The sequence below is a fragment of the Mycobacterium sp. 1245801.1 genome (assembly GCF_001673055.1).
GTDB classification, from domain to species: domain Bacteria; phylum Actinomycetota; class Actinomycetes; order Mycobacteriales; family Mycobacteriaceae; genus Mycobacterium; species Mycobacterium europaeum_A.
Window position 1 is genome coordinate 43,814 of sequence record NZ_LZKY01000170.1, and the last position, 17,919, is coordinate 61,732.

The 17,919-nt window shown below is 69.2% G+C and carries 11 protein-coding genes; 8 read left to right on the forward strand and 3 right to left on the reverse strand.

Translation table 11 applies throughout. The features are described from left to right. From A5622_RS10830 to A5622_RS10855, 6 genes are all read left to right on the forward strand, one after another. The gene (locus tag A5622_RS10830) at positions 1–6,582 is read left to right on the forward strand and encodes a non-ribosomal peptide synthetase (RefSeq protein ID WP_066878439.1); all 6,582 of its coding nucleotides are present in this window, start codon (positions 1–3) and stop codon (positions 6,580–6,582) included. After that, positions 6,579–11,018: a non-ribosomal peptide synthetase gene (locus tag A5622_RS10835; protein ID WP_082994567.1), complete on the forward strand. Its 4,440-nt coding sequence runs from the start codon at positions 6,579–6,581 to the stop codon at positions 11,016–11,018. The genes A5622_RS10830 and A5622_RS10835 overlap by 4 nt, the downstream gene beginning before the upstream one ends. Then, positions 11,015–12,301 (forward strand): NADPH-dependent L-lysine N(6)-monooxygenase MbtG, encoded by a 1,287-nt coding sequence (mbtG, locus tag A5622_RS10840; RefSeq protein ID WP_066867785.1) that lies wholly within the window; start codon positions 11,015–11,017, stop codon positions 12,299–12,301. The genes A5622_RS10835 and mbtG overlap by 4 nt, the downstream gene beginning before the upstream one ends. Further along, positions 12,282–12,497 (forward strand): MbtH family protein, encoded by a 216-nt coding sequence (locus A5622_RS10845; RefSeq protein WP_066867782.1) that lies wholly within the window; start codon positions 12,282–12,284, stop codon positions 12,495–12,497. The genes mbtG and A5622_RS10845 overlap by 20 nt, the downstream gene beginning before the upstream one ends. Positions 12,498–12,716: 219 nt before the next feature. After that, positions 12,717–13,247, forward strand: a complete 531-nt coding sequence (locus A5622_RS10850) for a hypothetical protein (RefSeq protein ID WP_066878441.1) — start codon at positions 12,717–12,719, stop codon at positions 13,245–13,247. A gap of 262 nt (positions 13,248–13,509) precedes the next feature. Further along, positions 13,510–14,031 carry a hypothetical protein gene (locus A5622_RS10855; RefSeq protein WP_066867777.1) on the forward strand — a complete coding sequence of 174 codons (522 nt, stop codon included), beginning with the start codon at positions 13,510–13,512 and terminating at the stop codon, positions 14,029–14,031. On the opposite strand, the gene A5622_RS10860 is transcribed toward A5622_RS10855, so the two are convergent. The 3 genes from A5622_RS10860 to A5622_RS10870 form a co-directional block, all read right to left on the reverse strand. Further along, on the reverse strand, positions 14,025–14,912 hold the full coding sequence (locus A5622_RS10860; protein ID WP_066878443.1) for a sigma-70 family RNA polymerase sigma factor: 888 nt from the start codon (positions 14,910–14,912) through the stop codon (positions 14,025–14,027). The two genes, A5622_RS10855 and A5622_RS10860, sit on opposite strands and share 7 nt — an antisense overlap. After that, a complete protein-coding gene (locus A5622_RS10865) occupies positions 14,909–15,505 on the reverse strand; it encodes a carboxymuconolactone decarboxylase family protein (RefSeq protein ID WP_066878445.1) in 597 nt (198 codons plus the stop codon). Before A5622_RS10865 ends, A5622_RS10860 begins: the two co-directional genes overlap by 4 nt. A gap of 83 nt (positions 15,506–15,588) precedes the next feature. Continuing rightward, the gene (locus A5622_RS10870; RefSeq protein ID WP_066867769.1) at positions 15,589–15,903 is read right to left on the reverse strand and encodes a type II toxin-antitoxin system VapB family antitoxin; all 315 of its coding nucleotides are present in this window, start codon (positions 15,901–15,903) and stop codon (positions 15,589–15,591) included. A gap of 214 nt (positions 15,904–16,117) precedes the next feature. On the opposite strand from A5622_RS10870, the gene hrcA reads away from it, so the two are divergent. Then, on the forward strand, positions 16,118–17,149 hold the full coding sequence (hrcA, locus tag A5622_RS10875; protein WP_066867767.1) for a heat-inducible transcriptional repressor HrcA: 1,032 nt from the start codon (positions 16,118–16,120) through the stop codon (positions 17,147–17,149). Positions 17,150–17,206: 57 nt separating this feature from the next. Further along, positions 17,207–17,919, forward strand: a 713-nt coding sequence (locus A5622_RS10880; RefSeq protein ID WP_156752919.1) for a DnaJ domain-containing protein, incomplete at its 3' end; no start/stop codon positions are given.

The window sequence follows — 17,919 nt, forward strand, 5'->3', positions numbered from 1 at the left end:
GTGACTAACACCACCGGCGTCAGCACCCGGCTCGACGACGAACGCCTGGAACTGCTGCGCCGCAAGCTGACCGAACGCGGCCTGGCCAGGACGGCGGGCGCGGCGCCCGCGTCGGCCGACGACGGGCCACGCATGTCGGTCGGCCAGCACCGGATGTGGTTCGTGCAGTCGGTCGATCCTGACAGCGCGCTGCTCAACATCTGCGTCTCCTACCGCCTGTCCGGCACCGTCGACATCGCACAGCTGCATCGTGCGGTCGACGCCGTCGCCGCGCGACACCCGGTGCTGCACACGACGTATGCCAGCGACGCCGAGGGCGATCCGCATCCGGTGACTCGCGAGGACCTGCGGCCCGAGTGGGCCGAACACGACCTGGCCGGGTTGACCGACCAGGCGCGCCGGCTGCGACTGGACGTGTTGGCGCAGCGCGACTTTCGCCGCCCATTCGACCTGAGCAAGGATTCGCCGCTGCGGGTCACGGTGGCGCGGCTGGCCGACGACGAGCTGATGCTGCTGATCACCGCGCATCACATCGCCTGGGACGACGGCTCGTGGGCACCGTTCTTCGCGGATCTGACTCGCGCCTACACCGACCCCGACGCCTTCGCCGATGCGCAGGTCCGCCCAGGCATCTCGGGGGATGCGGCCGCCGTTCGTCAGGCGGATCTGGACTACTGGCGCCCGCTGATGGCCGACCTGCCGGAGCCACTCGAGCTTCCCGGGCCCAACGGCTCGGTCGTGCCCACGACCTGGCGCGCGCAGCGCGCGGTCGCGCAATTGTCGCCCGACACCGTCGACCGGGCCGCCGCGTTGGCCCGCGACACGGGTGCCACCCCGTACATGGTGTTGATGGCGGCCTTCGCCGCCCTGGTGCACCGCTATACCCAGTCGACCGACTTCCTGGTGGCCGCCCCGGTGCTCAACCGCGGCGTGGGCACCGAGGATGTCATCGGCTACCACGGCAACACGGTGGTGATCCGGCTGCGCCCGCAGCCGCACCAGACGTTCCGTGAGCTGCTGAGCCAAACCCGTGACGGCGCGGTGGGCGCCTTCGCTCATTCGCGCGCCGACCTGGATTGGCTGGTCCGCGAGTCGAATCCCGATCGCCGGCATGGCGCCGACCGGATGACCCGGGTGAGCTTCGGGCAGCGGGAGCCCGATGGCGCCGGCTTCTGCCCGCCGGGCGTGCGTTGCGAACGCGGTGAATTGCGCGGCCATTTCAACCAATTGCCGTTGAGCCTGATGGTCGAGCTGGACCGGACACCCGACGGCGCCGGCGGTGGCGTGATCGAGGCGGAATACCTCGTCGAGGTGATGGACCAGCAGTTGGTCGAGCAATTGCTGCGCCACTACGCCGCCCTGCTGGATGGCGTGCTGTCCGACCCCGACGTGAAGCTGTCGGCGTGCGCGCTGATGGGCGCCGAAGACGCCGAGTGGCTGCGCGCGGTGTCGACCGGCGAGGAGTTCGTCACACCGGCCGGCACGTTGCCCGAGCTGGTCAGCCGCCGGGCGGGTCTGACGCCGGATGCCGTTGCGGTCGTCTACGAGGGGCGTGCTTACTCCTACCGGGAGATCGACGAAGAGTCGAACCGGTTGGCGCACTGGCTGATCGAGCAGGGGATCGGCACCGAAGACCGCGTCGCGGTGCTGCTGGACAAGTCGCCCGAATTGGTCATCACCGCGCTCGGGGTGCTCAAGGCGGGCGGGGTTTATCTGCCGGTGGATCCCACCTATCCGGAGGACCGGCTGAGCTTCATTCTCGACGACGCGGACGCCAAACTGGTGCTGCGCGAGCCGGTTTCCGACGCCGCACGCTATCCGGGCACCGCGCCCACGAAGTTGATCCGGCCGCTGAGCCCGCAAAACACCGCCTACCTGATCTACACCTCGGGCTCCACCGGGCTGCCCAAGGGTGTGCCGGTGCCGCACGTGCCCATCGCCGAGTACTTCGTCTGGTTCGGCGACGAATACCGCATCGACGACACCGACCGGCTGCTGCAGGTCGCCTCGCCCAGCTTCGACGTGTCGATGGGCGAGATCTTCGGCACGTTGATCATGGGGGCCCGCTTGGTGATTCCGCGGCCTGACGGGCTGCGCGACATCGGCTATCTCACCGATCTTTTGGCCCGCGAAGGCATCACCTCCATGCACTTCGTGCCGTCGTTGCTGGGGCTCTTCCTGTCCCTGCCGGGCGTCAGCCAGTGGCGGACGCTGCGGCGCGTGCCGATCGGCGGCGAGGCCCTGCCCGGTGAGATCGCCGACAAGTTCCACGCCACCTTCGACGCGTCGCTGTACAACTTCTACGGGCCGACCGAGACCGTGGTGAACTGCACCAGCTACCCGGTGGAAGGCACCCAGGGCACCCGGGTGGTGCCGATCGGCCGACCCAAGATCAACACTCAGGTATATCTGCTCGACAATGCCCTGCAGCCAGTTCCCGTCGGCGTGATCGGTGAGATCTACATCGCCGGAACGCATGTCGCGCACGGATACCATCGCAGGCCCCAGTTGACGGCCGAGCGCTTCGTCGCCGACCCGTTCACGCCGGGCGGGCGGATGTACCGCTCCGGAGACCTGGCCCGCCGCAACGCCCACGGTGACATCGAGTTCGTCGGCCGCGCCGACGAGCAGGTGAAGATCCGCGGCTTCCGCATCGAGTTGGGCGAAATCGCGGCCGCGATCTCGGTGGACCCCAGCGTCGGACAAGCGGTCGTGTTGGCCATGGACCTGCCCCAGCTGGGCAAGAGCCTGGTGGGATACGTGACGCCGGCCCAGGGCGCCGGCACGGAATCGGTTGACGTCGAGCGCATCCGCGCCCGGGTGGCCGCCGCGCTGCCGGACTACATGACCCCGGCCGCCTATGTGGTGCTCGACCAGATTCCGATCACCGCTCATCAGAAGATCGACCGCGCCGCGCTGCCGCAACCACAAATCGCGGCCGCCACCGAATACCGCGACCCGACGACTCCCACCGAACAGCGCGTCGCGCAACTGTTTTCGGGACTGCTCGGACACGACCGGGTGGGCGTCGACGACTCGTTCTTCGATCTGGGCGGCCACTCGCTGGTCGCCACCAAACTGGTGACCGCGATCCGCGCCGAGTGTGGTGTGGAGATCGGCATCCGCGACGTCTTCGAACTCGCCACGGTCGGGGCGTTGGCCGAGCGGATCGACCAGCTGAGTGCCGGCGAGCTGACGCCGTCGCGGCCCAGGCTGATCACCACCGCACACGACGAGCCCATGCCGCTGTCGGCGTCCCAGCTGCGCAGCTGGTTCGCCTACCGCGTGGACGGGCCCAGTCGGGTCAACAACATTCCCTTCGCGGCGAAACTGACCGGGCCGTGGGACATCGATGCGCTGATCGCCGCCGTCGGCGATGTCGTTGCCCGGCACGAGATCCTGCGCACCAGCTACGTCGAGTTGGACGGTGTGCCCTACCAGGTGGTGGGTCCGGCCAATGTCGAAATCCCGGTGCGCCGCGAGGAGGGGCCCGACGACGCCTGGCTGCAGCAGCAGCTCGACATCGAACGGTGCCATTGCTTCGAGCTGGACGCCGAACTGCCGATCCGGGTCGCGGTGCTGCGCACCGAGAACACCGCGGAACACGTGCTGTCGCTGGTCGTGCACCACATCGCGTCCGACCATTGGTCGGCGGGCGTGCTGTTCTCCGACGTGATGACGGCCTACCGGGCCCGGCGCGGGGGAGAAGCGCCATCCTGGGCCCCGCTTCGGGTGCAGTACGCCGACTACGCGGCGTGGCAGCGCACGTTCCTGGGCGACGCCGGCGGGCAGGAATCCGCGATCTCCGCCGACCAGCGGGAGTACTGGACCCGGCAACTGGCCGGTCTGCCGGAGGACACCGGGCTGCGTCCGGACTTCCCCCGCCAGCCCGTGCCCAGCGGTGCGGGCGAGTCCGTCGACTTCCACATCGACGCGGCGACGCGGGCCAAGCTCGGCGAGCTGTGCCGCGAGCTGGGCATCACCGAATTCATGTTGCTGCAAACGGCCGTCGCCGTGGTGTTACACAAAGCCGGTGGCGGAACCGACATTCCGTTGGGCACCCCGGTCGCGGGTCGCACCGAAGCCGAGTTGGACCAGCTGATCGGATTCTTCGTCAACATCCTGGTGCTGCGCAACGACATGGACGGCAACCCGACGTTGCGCGAACTGCTCAAGCGGGCCCGGGAGACCGCCCTGGCCGCCTACGCCCACCAGGACCTGCCGTTCGACCGCGTCGTCGACAGCGTCAGCCCGGTGCGCTCGTTGTCCCGCAACCCGCTGTTCCAGGTCGTGGTGCACGTGCGGGATCACCTGTCCGCTACCCGGGTCATCGAGACCGCGGCGGCCGGCAGCGGCGAGCAGGACACCGTGTGCACCTCGCTCGACCCCATCTTCGACATGGCGCACGCGGATCTGAGCGTCAACTTCTTCGGCACCGACGGCTCCGGCGACATCGGATACAACTGCAATCTCATCTACCGCACCGAGCTCTACGCCAGGACCACCATCGAGCGGTTGGCCGGATGGCTGACCCGGGCGCTCACCGAGTTTGCCGACGACCTCGATCAGACTTTGCGAGACGTCCAGCTGATCGACGCCGGCGAGCAAGACCGCATCCTGCGCGACTGGAGCCGCGGCGAGCAACCGCCGCACGACCGGCCGCGCACCATCCCGGAATTGCTCGAACCCAGCCGCGCCTGGGGAAGCGACCGGATCGCGGTGCGCTGCGGCGGTGACAGCATCGATTACCCTGCGCTGCACCGTAGTTCGGACAATCTGGCCGCCCTGCTCATCAGGAGCGGCGTGGGCCCGGGCACGCTGGTCGGATTGTCGACCCGGCGGAGCATCGAGCTGGTGGTGGCACTGGTGGCCATCATGAAGGCCGGCGCCGGGTACTTCCCCATCGATCCCGGTTATCCGCTGGCGCGAAAGCAATTCATGCTCGACGACGTCGCGCCGCCGGTCGTGGTCGCGACGGTCGAAGCGACCGACACCATGCCGCAGGTGCCCGGTGTCGAGCTGATCTCGCTGGACGATCCCCAGGTGCGCACCCTGGTCAACAGCGACGACGTCGATCCGCAGGCGAGGAATGCGCGGGCGCCGCACCCCGATGACCCGATGTACCTGGTGTTCACCTCCGGGTCCACCGGCAAGCCGAAAGGGGCAGTGGGAACGCATCGTTCGATGGCCGCCCGGCTCGACTGGCAGCTGCGCCACTACCCGCCGCGCACCGACGACGTGCGCCTGGCGCAGGCCTCGATCACCTTCCTCGAAGGCGGCATGGAGATGCTGGCCGGCCTGGCGGCCGGCGCCACCATGATCCTGGCCGACGACGCCGAACACCGCGACCCGGAGGCCCTCGGGGACCTGATGAACCGGTACTCGGTCGCTCAGGTCACCGCGGTGCCCAGCCTGGTCTCGGCCCTGGTGGACAGCCGGCCCGACGCCGTGCGCTCGCTGTCTCGGCTGGTCTGCGGCGGCGAACCGGTGAGCGCGTCGCTGCTGGCGCGGCTGGTGTCGGTGTGCGCCGACGAGTGTGACGGCGGCACCCAGCTGTTGAACAACATCGGTTCCACCGAGACGTCCGGTGCGGTGTCCCGCGGGCCGTTGGTCCCACCGAATCCGCTTGTCGGAAGGCCCGTCCCGGGTGCGCAGGCCTATCTGCTCGACGATGGGCTGCGTCCCGTGCCCGTCGGAGTGGTGGGCGAGCTGTACTACTCCGGTGACCAGCTGGCTCGGGGATATTGGAAACGCCCCGGCCTGACCGCCACCCGTTTTGTCGCCAATCCCTATGGACTCGAGCCGGGTTCGCGGTTGTACCGCAGCGGCGACCTGGCCCGGTGGACCGAGGACGGGCAGCTGGAGTTCGTCGGGCGTTCCGACCACCAGGTGCAGGTGCGTGGTTTCCGCGTCGAGCTGGCCGAGGTCGAGTCGGCCCTGGCGGCCGTCGATGGTGTCGCCGCCGCGGCGGCTCGCACCTGGGAGGTGCACGGCGGCACGTCGCTGGCCGGATATGTTGTGCCGCAACGGCCGATCTCGGATGACGCCGAGAAGGCGGCTTTCGCGGGGGAGGTGCGGGCCGCGATCGCCACGACGCTGCCGGGGTACATGCTGCCGTCGTCGCTGACCGTGCTCGACGCCCTGCCCAAAACCGAATCGGGCAAGCTGAACCGGCCCGGGTTGCCGCGGCCGGCGGTCAGCACCGGCGGTCAGACCGAACCCGCACGCACCGACACCGAACGGGCGCTGGCCAAGGTGTTCGCCGAACTGCTGTCCACCCCCGAGGTCGGGCGCTTCGATGACTTCTTCGCCCTCGGCGGTGACAGCATCCTGTCCGTGCAGCTCGCCTCGCGGGCGCGGGCCGCCGGCCTGGCCGTGAGCCCGCGGATGATCTTCGAGAATCCGACGGTGCAGCAGCTGGCGGCCGCGCTGGATGCCCTGGGCGACGCGGAATCCGGCATCGAGCAGCAAGAGCCGGCGGCCGATACCCGTTTCGAGCCGATGAGCACCTCCGGGCTGTCGTCCTCGGACCTGGCCGCGGTGACGCAGCTTTGGTCGTCGTCACGCCAAGGCACGACGTGACGGCCGCCAAAACCGATGTCGCGCCCGACATCGAGGACGTCATGGCGCTGAGCCCGCTGCAAGAGGGCTTGTATTCGCTGACCACGCTCGCCGAATTCGCCGACGGCGAAGAGGCGGACGACCCGTACGTGATCGGGATCGCCGCGGACATCTCCGGCGCACTCGACGTCGCACTGCTGCGCGACTGCGCGGAGCAGATGTTGGTGCGCCACCCGAATCTGCGGGCCAGCTTCTTCAGCCGGGGGATCCCGCGACCGGTGCAGATCGTGCCGTCCCGCGTCGAGCTGCCCTGGCGGCTCGTCGCCGCCGCGCCGGGGGACGTAGCGGCGCTGGAAACCGGCGAGCGGCGGCGACCGTTCGATCTTGAGCACGGGCCGGCCATCCGCTTCCTGCTGATCGAATTGCCCGGCGAGCAATGGCGTTTGGTACTCACCGCCCATCACATCGTGATCGACGGTTGGTCGCTGCCGGTGTTCGTCAACGAGTTGATGATGCTGTACCAGGCCGGCGGCGATCCGGCGGCGCTGCCCGCCGCCCCGCGGCCCTACCGCGACTACATCGGCTGGCTGGCGAGCCGCGATCCGGAAGCCAGCCAACGGGTCTGGCGCGAACACCTGGCGGGCCTGCCGGGCCCCACCCTGCTCGCCGCCGCCCTGGGATCCATGGACACGAGCGAGGGCCAGCAACCGGGGCTGCCGCGCACCACCCGACTGCGACTGCCGGCCGAAACCACCGCGCGGCTGGTCGACGGCACCCGCTCCCGGGGCGTCACCGTCAACACCCTGATGCAAATGGCATGGGCGCTGGTGTTGTCGCGGCTGACCGATACGCACGACGTGGTGTTCGGGGTCACGGTGTCCGGCCGTCCCCCCGAACTGACCGGCGTCGAGACCATGGTCGGCTTGTTCATCAATACCGTGCCGCTGCGGGTCCGGCTCGACCCGTCCGCCTCCGCCGGCGACCAGTGCCGCGCCGTGCAGCGCACCGCCGCGCTGCTACGCGAACACAGCTATCTCGGGCATGCCCAACTTCGCGCCCTCGGCGGCGTCGGGGAGATGTTCGACACCCTGCTGGTCTACGAGAACTTTCCGATGGACGGCCTGACCGCCGGCGGCGAATTGACCGCCGGCGGAGCGACATTCCGGCCGTCCGCCCTGCAGACCCTGTCGCATTTCCCGATCGCCATCGCCGCCCACATGGAAGGCGGCGAGCTGGTGGTGCTGATCGAAGCGATCGACGGAGCGCTGGGGGCGGTTCCCGCCGCCACCTTCGGGCGCCGCGTGCTGACCACCGCCGAGCGACTGCTGCAGGGCTGGGAGCGTGCCCTGCGCGAGGTCAGCGTCCTGCTCGACGATGAGGACGGCCCGCTGGGCGCGACCGCAACGCCGAAACCGGTGGCGCCGTTGAGCATCCACGCCCGCTTCGCCGACGTCGTGGCCAGGACGCCGGACAACCCGGCTATCAGCTGGGCGGGCGGGACGCTGAGCTACCGCGAGCTGAACCGGCACGCCACCCGGCTTGCGGCGCGACTCGCCCGACAGGGCGTCAAGTCCGAAACACCCGTGGCTCTCAAACTTTCGCGAGGGCCGCACTACATCATCGCGCTATTGGCCGTGCTCAAAGCCGGAGGCATGTGCGTGCCGACGGAGCCCGGCATGCCCCCCGAACGGATCGACTCGATCCTGCGCCAATCGGGCGCGTCGATCGTCTTGGACGACGAGCTGACCGAAAAGCTGCTCGAGGCCGGCGAACCGCACGACGATGACTTCGACGCCGTCGACGTTCCACCCGCGCAGGCCGCCTACGTCGTGTTCACCTCCGGCACGACGGGAGAACCCAAGGGCGTCATCGGAACTCACGGCGCGGTGGGCGCCTACGCCGACGATCATCTGGACCGCGTATTGCGGCCCGCGGCAGCCACACTGGGCCGGCCCCTGCGCATCGCCCACGCATGGTCGTTCGCCTTCGACGCCGCCTGGCAGCCGCTGGTCGGTCTGCTCGACGGGCACGGCGTGCATGTCGTCGACGAGCAGACCCAGACCGATGCCGAGGCGCTGGTCGCGCTGATCGCCGCGCAGGGCATCGACATGATCGACACCACCCCGTCGATGTTTGCCCAGCTGCAGGCGTTCGGTTTGCTCACCGAGGCGCCGCTGACCGTGCTGGCGCTGGGCGGCGAGGCGGTGGGCAGCGCGGCCTGGGCGCGGATCCGCAACACCTGCGACACCACCTCGATGATGGCGCACAACTGCTACGGGCCCACCGAAACCACGGTCGAGGCGGTGGTCGCCACCATCGCCGAGCACGACGAGCCCTCGATCGGACGCCCCACCCGGCACACCCGCGGCTACGTACTGGATTCCGCGCTGCGCCCGGTGCCTTGCGGGGCGACGGGCGAACTGTATCTGGGCGGTGCCCAGCTGGCCCGCGGCTATCTGGGCCGCGCCCCGGAGACCGCGGCGCGCTTTGTCGCCGACCCGTTCGCGGCGGCAGAACGGATGTATCGCACCGGCGACCTGGTGCGCCGATTGCCCGACGGCTCACTGCAATACGTGGGACGGGCCGACGCCCAGGTGAAGATCCGCGGCCACCGCGTCGAACCCGGCGAGATCGCGGCCGCCCTCGAATTACATCCGGCCGTGCGGCACGCCGGGGTGCTGGTACGGCAACGCCGAGGCGTTGCGCGGCTCACCGCATACGTCGCGATCGACCCGGCCACCCAAGGGTCCACGGCCGCCGAGTTGCGGAGCATGCTCAGCAACCGGCTGCCGCGCTACATGGTTCCACAGCGCATCATCGTGGTCGACGAGATTCCGTTGACCCCCAACGGAAAACTCGACGAAACGGCATTGGCCGCATTCGACGCCGACGAATCCGAAGCCGGCACGGCGTCGCCCGAGACGCCCACGGAATCCGCGCTGGCCGAGCTGCTCGCCGAGCTCCTTGGGCAATCGCGCATCGACGTCACCGCCGACTTTTTGCAGCTGGGCCTGGACAGCATCATGGCGTTGTCGGTGGTGCAAGCGGCCCGGGCACGCGGAATTGCGTTGCGCGCCAGGCTCATCCTCGAGTGCGGCAACGTCCGCGAACTGGCCGAAGCGATCGACTCGGAGACCACGGCCGCCGCCCGGCAGGCGGACACCGGTACCGGACCGATGCCGTTGCTGCCCAACGGCCGATGGCTCTACGAACACGGCGACCCGCGCAGGCTCGCTCAGACCGAAGCCATCCGATTGCCCGAGACGCTGCGCCGCGAACAGCTGGAAGCGGCCCTGGCCGGCATCATCGAGGGCCACGAGGTGCTGCGCACCCGGGTGGACCGCTCCACCATGACCCTGGTACCCAACCCCGGCGCCGATATTCGCAACGCACTCAACGAGGTTGAGGTGAGCGGCGATCTGGCCGCGGCGGTACCGGCCCGCGTCACCGAGGCCGTCGAGCGCCTGGACCCAGAACGCGGAACGCTGCTGTCCGCGGTGTGGCTTCGACCGCCCGCCGGGGAAAGCGTTCTGCTGCTGGCCGCGCACGTCGTCGCGCTGGACCCCGCGTCGTGGCGAGTGATCCTCGGTGAACTCGGCGCCGCGCTGGCGGCCGCGGCCACCGGCCACTCGCCGGCGCCCGTTCGCGAACACACCAGCTATCGCCGCTGGGCCGACGCGCTCGCCGCGCGGGCGCAGCGGCTGGACACGGCGCAATTCTGGGCGTCCCAGCTCGACGGCGACGATCCCGACCTCGGTGCCCGGCGGCTGGATCCGCGCAGCGATCGGGCCCGCGATCTGATCGTCCGCAACGCCGTCACCGACGCCGACGTCACCCGCCGGCTGCTGGATTCGGGTCTGCCGTTGCCCACGCTGCTGGTCACCGCCACCGCGGCGACGGTGACCCGCTGGCGCGAGCTGCGCGGCCAGCCCACCCCGCCACCGCTGCTGGCGCTCGAAACACACGGCCGCGCAGACGGTTTGGTGGACGGCCCGGGCGCACACACGATCGACACCAGCGACACCGTCGGGCTGCTCAGCTCCATCTACCCGGTGAGGCTGGACTCGACCGACCCGCGCAGGGTGGGGGAGCAGCTGGCTTCCATCCCCGGCGACGGACTCGACTACGGGTTGCTGCGCTACTTGCGGGCCGACACCGCCGAGCGGCTCGCCGGCTTCCGGCCCCCGCAACTGCTGCTGAATTACCTCGGCGCCGCCCACGCCGACGGCGGCACGGGGCTGCGGCTCGAACGCGAGCTGCTCGCCGGCGCGTCGCCGGTGCCGGAGCCGGAGCTGGCCGTGCGCCATGAGCTCACCATCGCGGCGATGGTGCTGACCTTTGACGGGGAGCGGGTGCTGGCCGCGCAGTGGCGCGCGCTGCCCGACATTCTCGATGACTCCGATATTGCTGCGCTGCAAGAGCTTTGGATCGAATCACTGCGGGAGATGGTGAAATGAGCACACTGGCGATCGTGGGGGCCGGCGCCAAGGCGGTGGCCGTCGCGGCCAAGGCCTTCGCGTTGCGCGAGATGGGCGTCGAGGTGCCCGACGTGGTGGCCGTGGAGCGGATCGGTGTCGCGGCGAACTGGCAGGCCAGCGGCGGATGGACCGACGGCGCGCACCGGCTCGGTACCAGCCCGGAAAAGGACGTCGGGTTTCCCTACCGCTCGGCGCTGGTGCCGCGCCGCAACGCCGAACTCGACGAGCGGATGACCCGGTACAGCTGGCAGTCCTATCTGATCGCCACGGCATCATTCGCCGAGTGGATCGATCGTGGCAGGCCGGCACCGACGCATCGCCGGTGGAGCCAATACCTGAGTTGGGTCGCCGACCACGTGGGCATGAATGTGGTGCACGGTGACGTCGAACGACTGGCGATCACCGGCGACCGCTGGGCGCTGCACACACACGAAACCACCGTGCACGCCGATGCCCTGATGATCACCGGCCCCGGCCAGGCCGAAAAGTCCTTGCTGCCCGGCAATCCGCGCATGCTGTCGATCGCCCAGTTCTGGGACCGCGCCGCCAATCACGACCGGATCAATGCGGAGCGGGTGGCGGTGATCGGCGGTGGCGAGACGGCCGCGGCGATGCTCTATGAGCTGTTCCGCCACCGGGTTTCGAGCATCACCGTGATCTCCCCGCAGGCCACGTTGTTCACCCGCGGCGAGGGATTCTTCGAGAACTCGCTGTTCTCCGATCCCACCAACTGGCCGGCCCTGACCCTGGCCGAACGCCGCGACGCGTTGGCCCGCACCGACCGAGGGGTGTTCTCGTCCAACGTGCAGGAGGCGTTGCTGGCCGACGATCGCATCCACCACCTGCGTGGCCGCGTCGCCCACGCGGTCGGCAAGGAGGGGCAGATCCGGTTGACGCTGTCCACCAACCGCGGCAGTGAGAACTTCGAAACGGTACACGGGTTCGATCTCGTCATCGACGGCTCCGGCGCCGACTCGCTTTGGTTCGCACCGTTATTCAGCCAGGACGCGCTTGATCTGCTGGAACTCGGCCTTGGTGGGCCCCTGACCTCGGAGCGACTGCAGGAGGCGATAGGTTATGACCTGGCCGTCACCGACGTGACACCCAAGTTGTTCCTGCCGAACCTGTCCGGGCTCACCCAGGGGCCCGGGTTTCCCAACCTGAGCTGCCTTGGGCTGCTGTCCGATCGGGTGTTGGGATCCACCGTCAGCCCGTCCAAGTATCCCGTGAGAAGGAGACACGATGAGCGCCAACCCCTTTGATGACGAGAACGCGACATTCGTGGTTCTGGTCAACGACGAGGACCAGCACAGCCTGTGGCCGACCTTCGCCGACACACCGGCCGGCTGGCGGGTGGCGTTCGGGGCAGCAAGCCGCGCGGATTGCCTGCAGTACGTCGAACAGAACTGGTCGGACATCCGGCCCAAGAGCTTGATCGAGGCGCTCGCCGCGGAGTGACCGGCCGCGTGCCTGCAGCGCCAAAACCCACTTGCGGCACAGGCCATTTAGCGTGTTTTCGCACGTCGCGACCGTAGCGTCGTCGTAACGTGACCGACCCGAGACACAAAATCCCAAGTCACGGGGCACACTTACACCATCTTCAACCATGGAGACGTGTGACCGTGTGCGGCCATCCGCAGGATTCCGCCACGGTCCATGTGCATCGAAGGGGGACCTGTGAAATCCGTGAAGTCCATTGCCACGGGCGTGGCGGCCCTGACCGCCATTGGCGGCGCCGCCGCCGGCGTGGCTTCCATTGCAGCACCGATGGATCATGTGCAGTTGGCGGCCGTCGGCGCGCCACTGCCGCAGGATCCGCCGCCGCCTCCGCCCCCGCCGCCGGGCGCGCCGGGGCAGCTGCCGGCGGCTGACCAGCTGGCCAACCTGTGCACCCAAGTAACCGACCCCGGCGTCAACTACCGGGACAAGAACAACCTCGTCGAAAACGGCATCCCTCAAAACGAGGGCATGGTGGCCGACCACGACCTGCGGAAGGCCTACCGCAACGGGAACTTCCCCGAGCAGTTCAACGTGACGAACATCGCGCCGGCGGGGCCGAACCTGGCCCAGGCCGACGTCGGCATCACCGGCCCGAAGTTCGCCGGGCCGGTCAACAAGCACCTGGTGTTCGTCAACCAGGGCGGCAACTGGGTCTTGCAGCACGACGCGGCGATCGCGCTGATCCAGGCGGCGACCGCGACGAACTAAGACACCGACGACATCGCCGAACCCCATGCGCCCCGCAACGCAGGCGCATGGGGTTTGGCATATCGGGCCCACGGCGGACGCCCCCGCACAGCCGGCGCACAGTCTTCTCCTGTTGCCTGCACATCGGATGGCCGTAACGTATCGGTGCCGAGACACGAAATAACAAACGCAACGGGCACGCTGACACCGTCCACACCGCCACGAACCGGCGTTGCGGATCGCCAACCCTGCGTCGACATTCGTGCCCACCGAAGGGGGAACCATGAAGATCGTCAAAACCATCGCCACCGGGGTGGCAGCCCTGGCCATCGTCGGGGGCGTTGCCGCCGGCGTCGCCTCCACCGCAACCCCGAGTGCGCTGGCCGCCGGGGTGCGGCTCGCCACTGTCGGCGCGCCGCTTCCGCAGGACCCGCCACCGGCGCAGCCCGTCGCGGGCGCCAACCTGCCGACTCCCGATCAGCTGACCGGCGTGCTCACCAGCCTCGCCGACCCGAGTGTCCCGTTCGCCAACAAGAGCAATCTGGTGCAGGGCGGCATCAGCGGGATCGAAGCGCACGTCGCCGACAAGAAGCTGCAGAAGGCGGCGAAGAACGGCGACCTGCCGCTGTCGTTCGACGTCACGAACATCCAGCCGGCCGCGGCCGGTTCGGCCACGGCCGACGTTGCGGTCTCCGGCCCGAAGCTGACGTCGCCGGTCACGCAGAACGTCACGTTCGTCAACCAGGGCGGCTGGGTGCTGTCGCGGTCGTCGGCGATGGAGTTGTTGCAGGCCGCCGGTCAGTGACCCGCGCGTAATGCGCTCAGGTCCAACCTGGCGATGCGGGCCGGATCCGCGAGCACATCGATCGCGCGGATCCGGCCGCCGCGCACCACGAAGGCCATGACGGACGCCGCGCGGCCGGCGACGAAGATCACCGCGCCCGCGGCGCCGTTCACGGTCGCCGAACGGACCTCGCGCTCCGGCCCGGCGTAACCGCGGGCCAGCCCGGCCACCTGCTGCGCGCCCTCGGCGCGGAAGACGGCGGTGCGGGCACCGAAGTCACCACGCAACACCACGTCGGGATCGAGCACCGAAACCAGGCGGTCGAAGTCGCCGCTGCGCCCCGCCGCGAAGAACGCGTCGACCACCTCGCGTTGCGCGGCCACCGTGCCCTCGGGCGACGGATCGGCCTGCTCGATCCGGCGCCGCGCCCGGCTGGCCAGCTTGCGGGCTGCCTCCGGCGTCCGCTCGACGATGGCCGCGATCTGCTCGAACGGCACCGTGAAGACGTCGTGCAGCACGAACGCCAGCCGCTCGGCCGGCGGCAACGTATCCAGCACCACGAACAGCGCCAGCCCCACCGCGTCGGCCAGCATCGCGCGGTGCTCGGGGTCGGATTCGCCGTCCGCCTCCACGATCGGATCGGGTAGGCGGCCGAGATGTTCGTCGCGGCCCCGGGTTCGGCGGTCGCGCAACATGTTCAGGCAGATGCGCGCCACCACCGTGGTCAGCCAGGCGTCGAGATTGACGACGCCGTCCACGCCGGCGGTGCGGCTCAGGCGCAACCAGGCCTCCTGCACCGCGTCCTGGGCGTCGTCGATCGAGCCCAGCATGCGGTAAGCGACGGCGCCCAGCTGGGGCCGGGCCGCCTCGAAGCGTGCCGCCAGGGACGCATCCGCCGTCATCGGCGGTCGGTCTCGGGCAGGGCGCACACCCGGTCACCGGAGAAGCCCGACGACCCGATGTCGAGCGCGATGTTGAAGCGGGCGCGCAGGTTGCCCAGCGTGATGACGTGGGTCAAGCCGACCAGCTGGGCGGTATCGAAGTGCGCGCGCAGCGCATCGAAGAGCTCGTCGGTCACCGCGACGGGGGTACGGCTGATCGCGGTGGCGTACTGCAGGATCAGCTTGTCGACGTCGGAGAAGCACGGCGCACGCTGGTAGTTGGCCAGGGCCAGCAGCTCCTCGTCGGTGATGCCCCAGCGCCGGGCGATCTGAGAGCCGAGGTCGATGCAGTACTCGCAGCGCACCGTCGTCGCCGCTTTCAACTCGGCCAGCGCCCGCTGGCGCGGGGTGAGGACGTCGAGTTTCGACTCGGCCTGCTCCAACCTGCCGTAGGCGTTGAGCAGTCGCGGGATGTGCGCGTACATCCGCAGCGGTTCCAGCATCGCCGCGGTTTCCAGCCCGGTCATCTGTGCGAGCTTGCGCCTCGTGAAAAAGAAGGCGATCTTGGCGCCGAGTCCGGCGTCGCGGTCGGAGACTCCTTGCAGCCGTGCCATGGCGGTCCTCCTGGCAAGTTGTGGCGGAAACCAACGTCCTTAACAGGTCGACACGCGGTGAGGCCCGAACGTGACCACTCGAATCACCTCGGTGGGTGCAGCGACATATCCATGTCGTATACCCGCGCGTGCAGCACGGTGCGGTTCCGCAGCGCGGCGCGCACCGCGCGATGCAGGCCGTCCTCGAGATAGGTGATGCCCTTCCACCGCACCGCGTGCGGGAAGAGATCGCCGTAGAAGGTGGAGTCCTCGGAGAGCAGACGGTCCAGGGCGAGCACCGTTGTGGTGGTGACCAATTCGTCGAGCCGGATCTGCTGCGGCGGAATCTGCGACCAATCCCGATACGAGAGGTTGTGCTCGGGATACGGCTTGCCGTCGCGCACGCCCTTGAAGATCATCGGCCGACCCTTCCCGAATCGTTGCTCTGGCCCGACCGGTTCATTCTGGAAAGGCTAGCGGGACGCCGGTTGTTCCGGCGAGCAGACACAAAAGCACCCGAACGCGGACGGGCAGCGTGCTTTTGCGTCTGCTCGCGCTTCACCGGTGAGGTCGACGCCGCCCGGGCCCGTAAAATGAATCCGGTCAAGGCGGTATCGAAGGAGGTGGCGGCCGGTGGGAAGTGCCGATGACCGTCGGTTCGAGGTGCTGCGCGCCATCGTGGCCGACTTCGTCGCGACCAAAGAACCGATCGGTTCCAAGGCGTTGGTGGAGCGACATAACCTCGGCGTCTCGTCCGCCACCGTCCGCAACGACATGGCGGTGCTGGAGGCCGAGGGCTACATCACCCAGCCGCACACCAGTTCCGGACGGGTGCCCACCGAGAAGGGTTACCGCGAATTCGTCGACCGGCTCGACGACGTCAAGCCCCTGTCGTCGGCCGAACGGCGCGCGATCCAGAGCTTCCTCGAGTCCGGGGTCGACCTCGATGACGTCCTGCGCCGGGCGGTGCGGCTGCTGGCGCAGCTGACCCGGCAGGTCGCCGTCGTGCAGTACCCCACGGCGTCGTCGTCCACGGTGCGCCACCTCGAGGTGATCGCCCTGACCCCGGCCCGGCTCCTGATGGTTGTCATCACCGACTCCGGCCGGGTCGACCAGCGGGTCGTCGAACTCGGTGACGTCATCGACGAGCACGAACTGGCCCAGCTGCGCGAGATGCTTGGCCAGGCGCTGGTGGGAAAGAAGCTGTCGGCCGCCTCGGTCGCGGTGGCCGACCTCGCCGGACAGCTGCGCAGCCCGGACGGCCTGGGTGACGCCGTCGGCCGGTCGGCGACGGTGTTGCTGGAATCCCTCGTCGAACACACCGAAGAGCGCCTGTTGTTGGGCGGTACCGCCAACCTGACCCGTAACGCGGCCGATTTCGGCGGCTCGTTGCGCTCCATCCTGGAGGCGCTGGAGGAGCAGGTGGTGGTGTTGCGGTTGCTGGCCGCCCAGCAGGAAGCCGGTAAGGTGACGGTGCGCATCGGCCACGAGACGGCCGCCGAGCAGATATTGGGCACCTCCGTGGTGACCACCGCCTACGGCACTTCCGACACCGTTTACGGGGGAATGGGTGTGCTGGGGCCCACCCGGATGGACTATCCGGGAACTATCGCCAGCGTTGCTGCGGTTGCCATGTATATCGGCGAAGTCCTGGGTGCTCGATGAACGCGCACCCGCAGGGTGGGTAGGCGCGGGGAAAGACCAGGTATAGGAGAGTCAAGCGTGGCACGCGATTACTACGGGCTGCTCGGCGTGAGCAGAAACGCCAGCGACGCGGAGATCAAGCGCGCGTACCGCAAGCTGGCGCGCGAACTGCATCCGGACGTCAACCCCGATGAGGCCGCGCAGGCGAAATTCAAGGAGATCAGCGTCGCCTACGAGGTGCTGAGCGACCCCGAGAAGCGGCGGATCGTCGACCTCGGCGGCGATCCGATGGAGAACGCGGCCGCGGCGGGCGGTGGTTTCGGCGCCGGATTCGGTGGCCTGGGCGACGTGTTCGAGGCCTTCTTCGGTGGCGGCTTCAGCGGCGGCGCGACCTCCCGCGGCCCGATCGGGCGGGTACGGCCGGGCTCGGACTCGCTGCTGCGCATGCGCCTCGACCTCGAAGAGTGCGCGACCGGCGTGACCAAGCAGGTCACCGTCGACACCGCGGTGCTCTGCGATCGATGCCAAGGCAAGGGCACCAACGGCGACTCCGCGCCGGTCCCGTGCGACACCTGCGGCGGTCGCGGTGAGGTGCAGACCGTGCAGCGCTCGCTGCTGGGTCAGGTGATGACGTCCCGGCCCTGCCCGACCTGCCGGGGCGTCGGCGTCGTCATCCCCGACCCGTGCCATCAATGCATGGGCGACGGCCGGGTGCGGGCCCGCCGCGAGATCAGCGTCAAGATCCCCGCGGGTGTCGGCGACGGCATGCGCGTGCGGCTCGCCGCCCAGGG

Bases quoted from the DNA above. Each gene is read 5' to 3' on its own strand.
- mbtG (WP_066867785.1), top strand. From the start codon at position 11,015: ATGAGCACACTGGCGATCGTGGGGGCCGGCGCCAAGGCGGTGGCCGTC.
- A5622_RS10845 (WP_066867782.1), top strand. From the start codon at position 12,282: ATGAGCGCCAACCCCTTTGATGACGAGAACGCGACATTCGTGGTTCTG.
- A5622_RS10855 (WP_066867777.1), top strand. From the start codon at position 13,510: ATGAAGATCGTCAAAACCATCGCCACCGGGGTGGCAGCCCTGGCCATC.
- A5622_RS10860 (WP_066878443.1), bottom strand. From the start codon at position 14,912: ATGACGGCGGATGCGTCCCTGGCGGCACGCTTCGAGGCGGCCCGGCCC.
- A5622_RS10865 (WP_066878445.1), bottom strand. From the start codon at position 15,505: ATGGCACGGCTGCAAGGAGTCTCCGACCGCGACGCCGGACTCGGCGCC.
- A5622_RS10870 (WP_066867769.1), bottom strand. From the start codon at position 15,903: ATGATCTTCAAGGGCGTGCGCGACGGCAAGCCGTATCCCGAGCACAAC.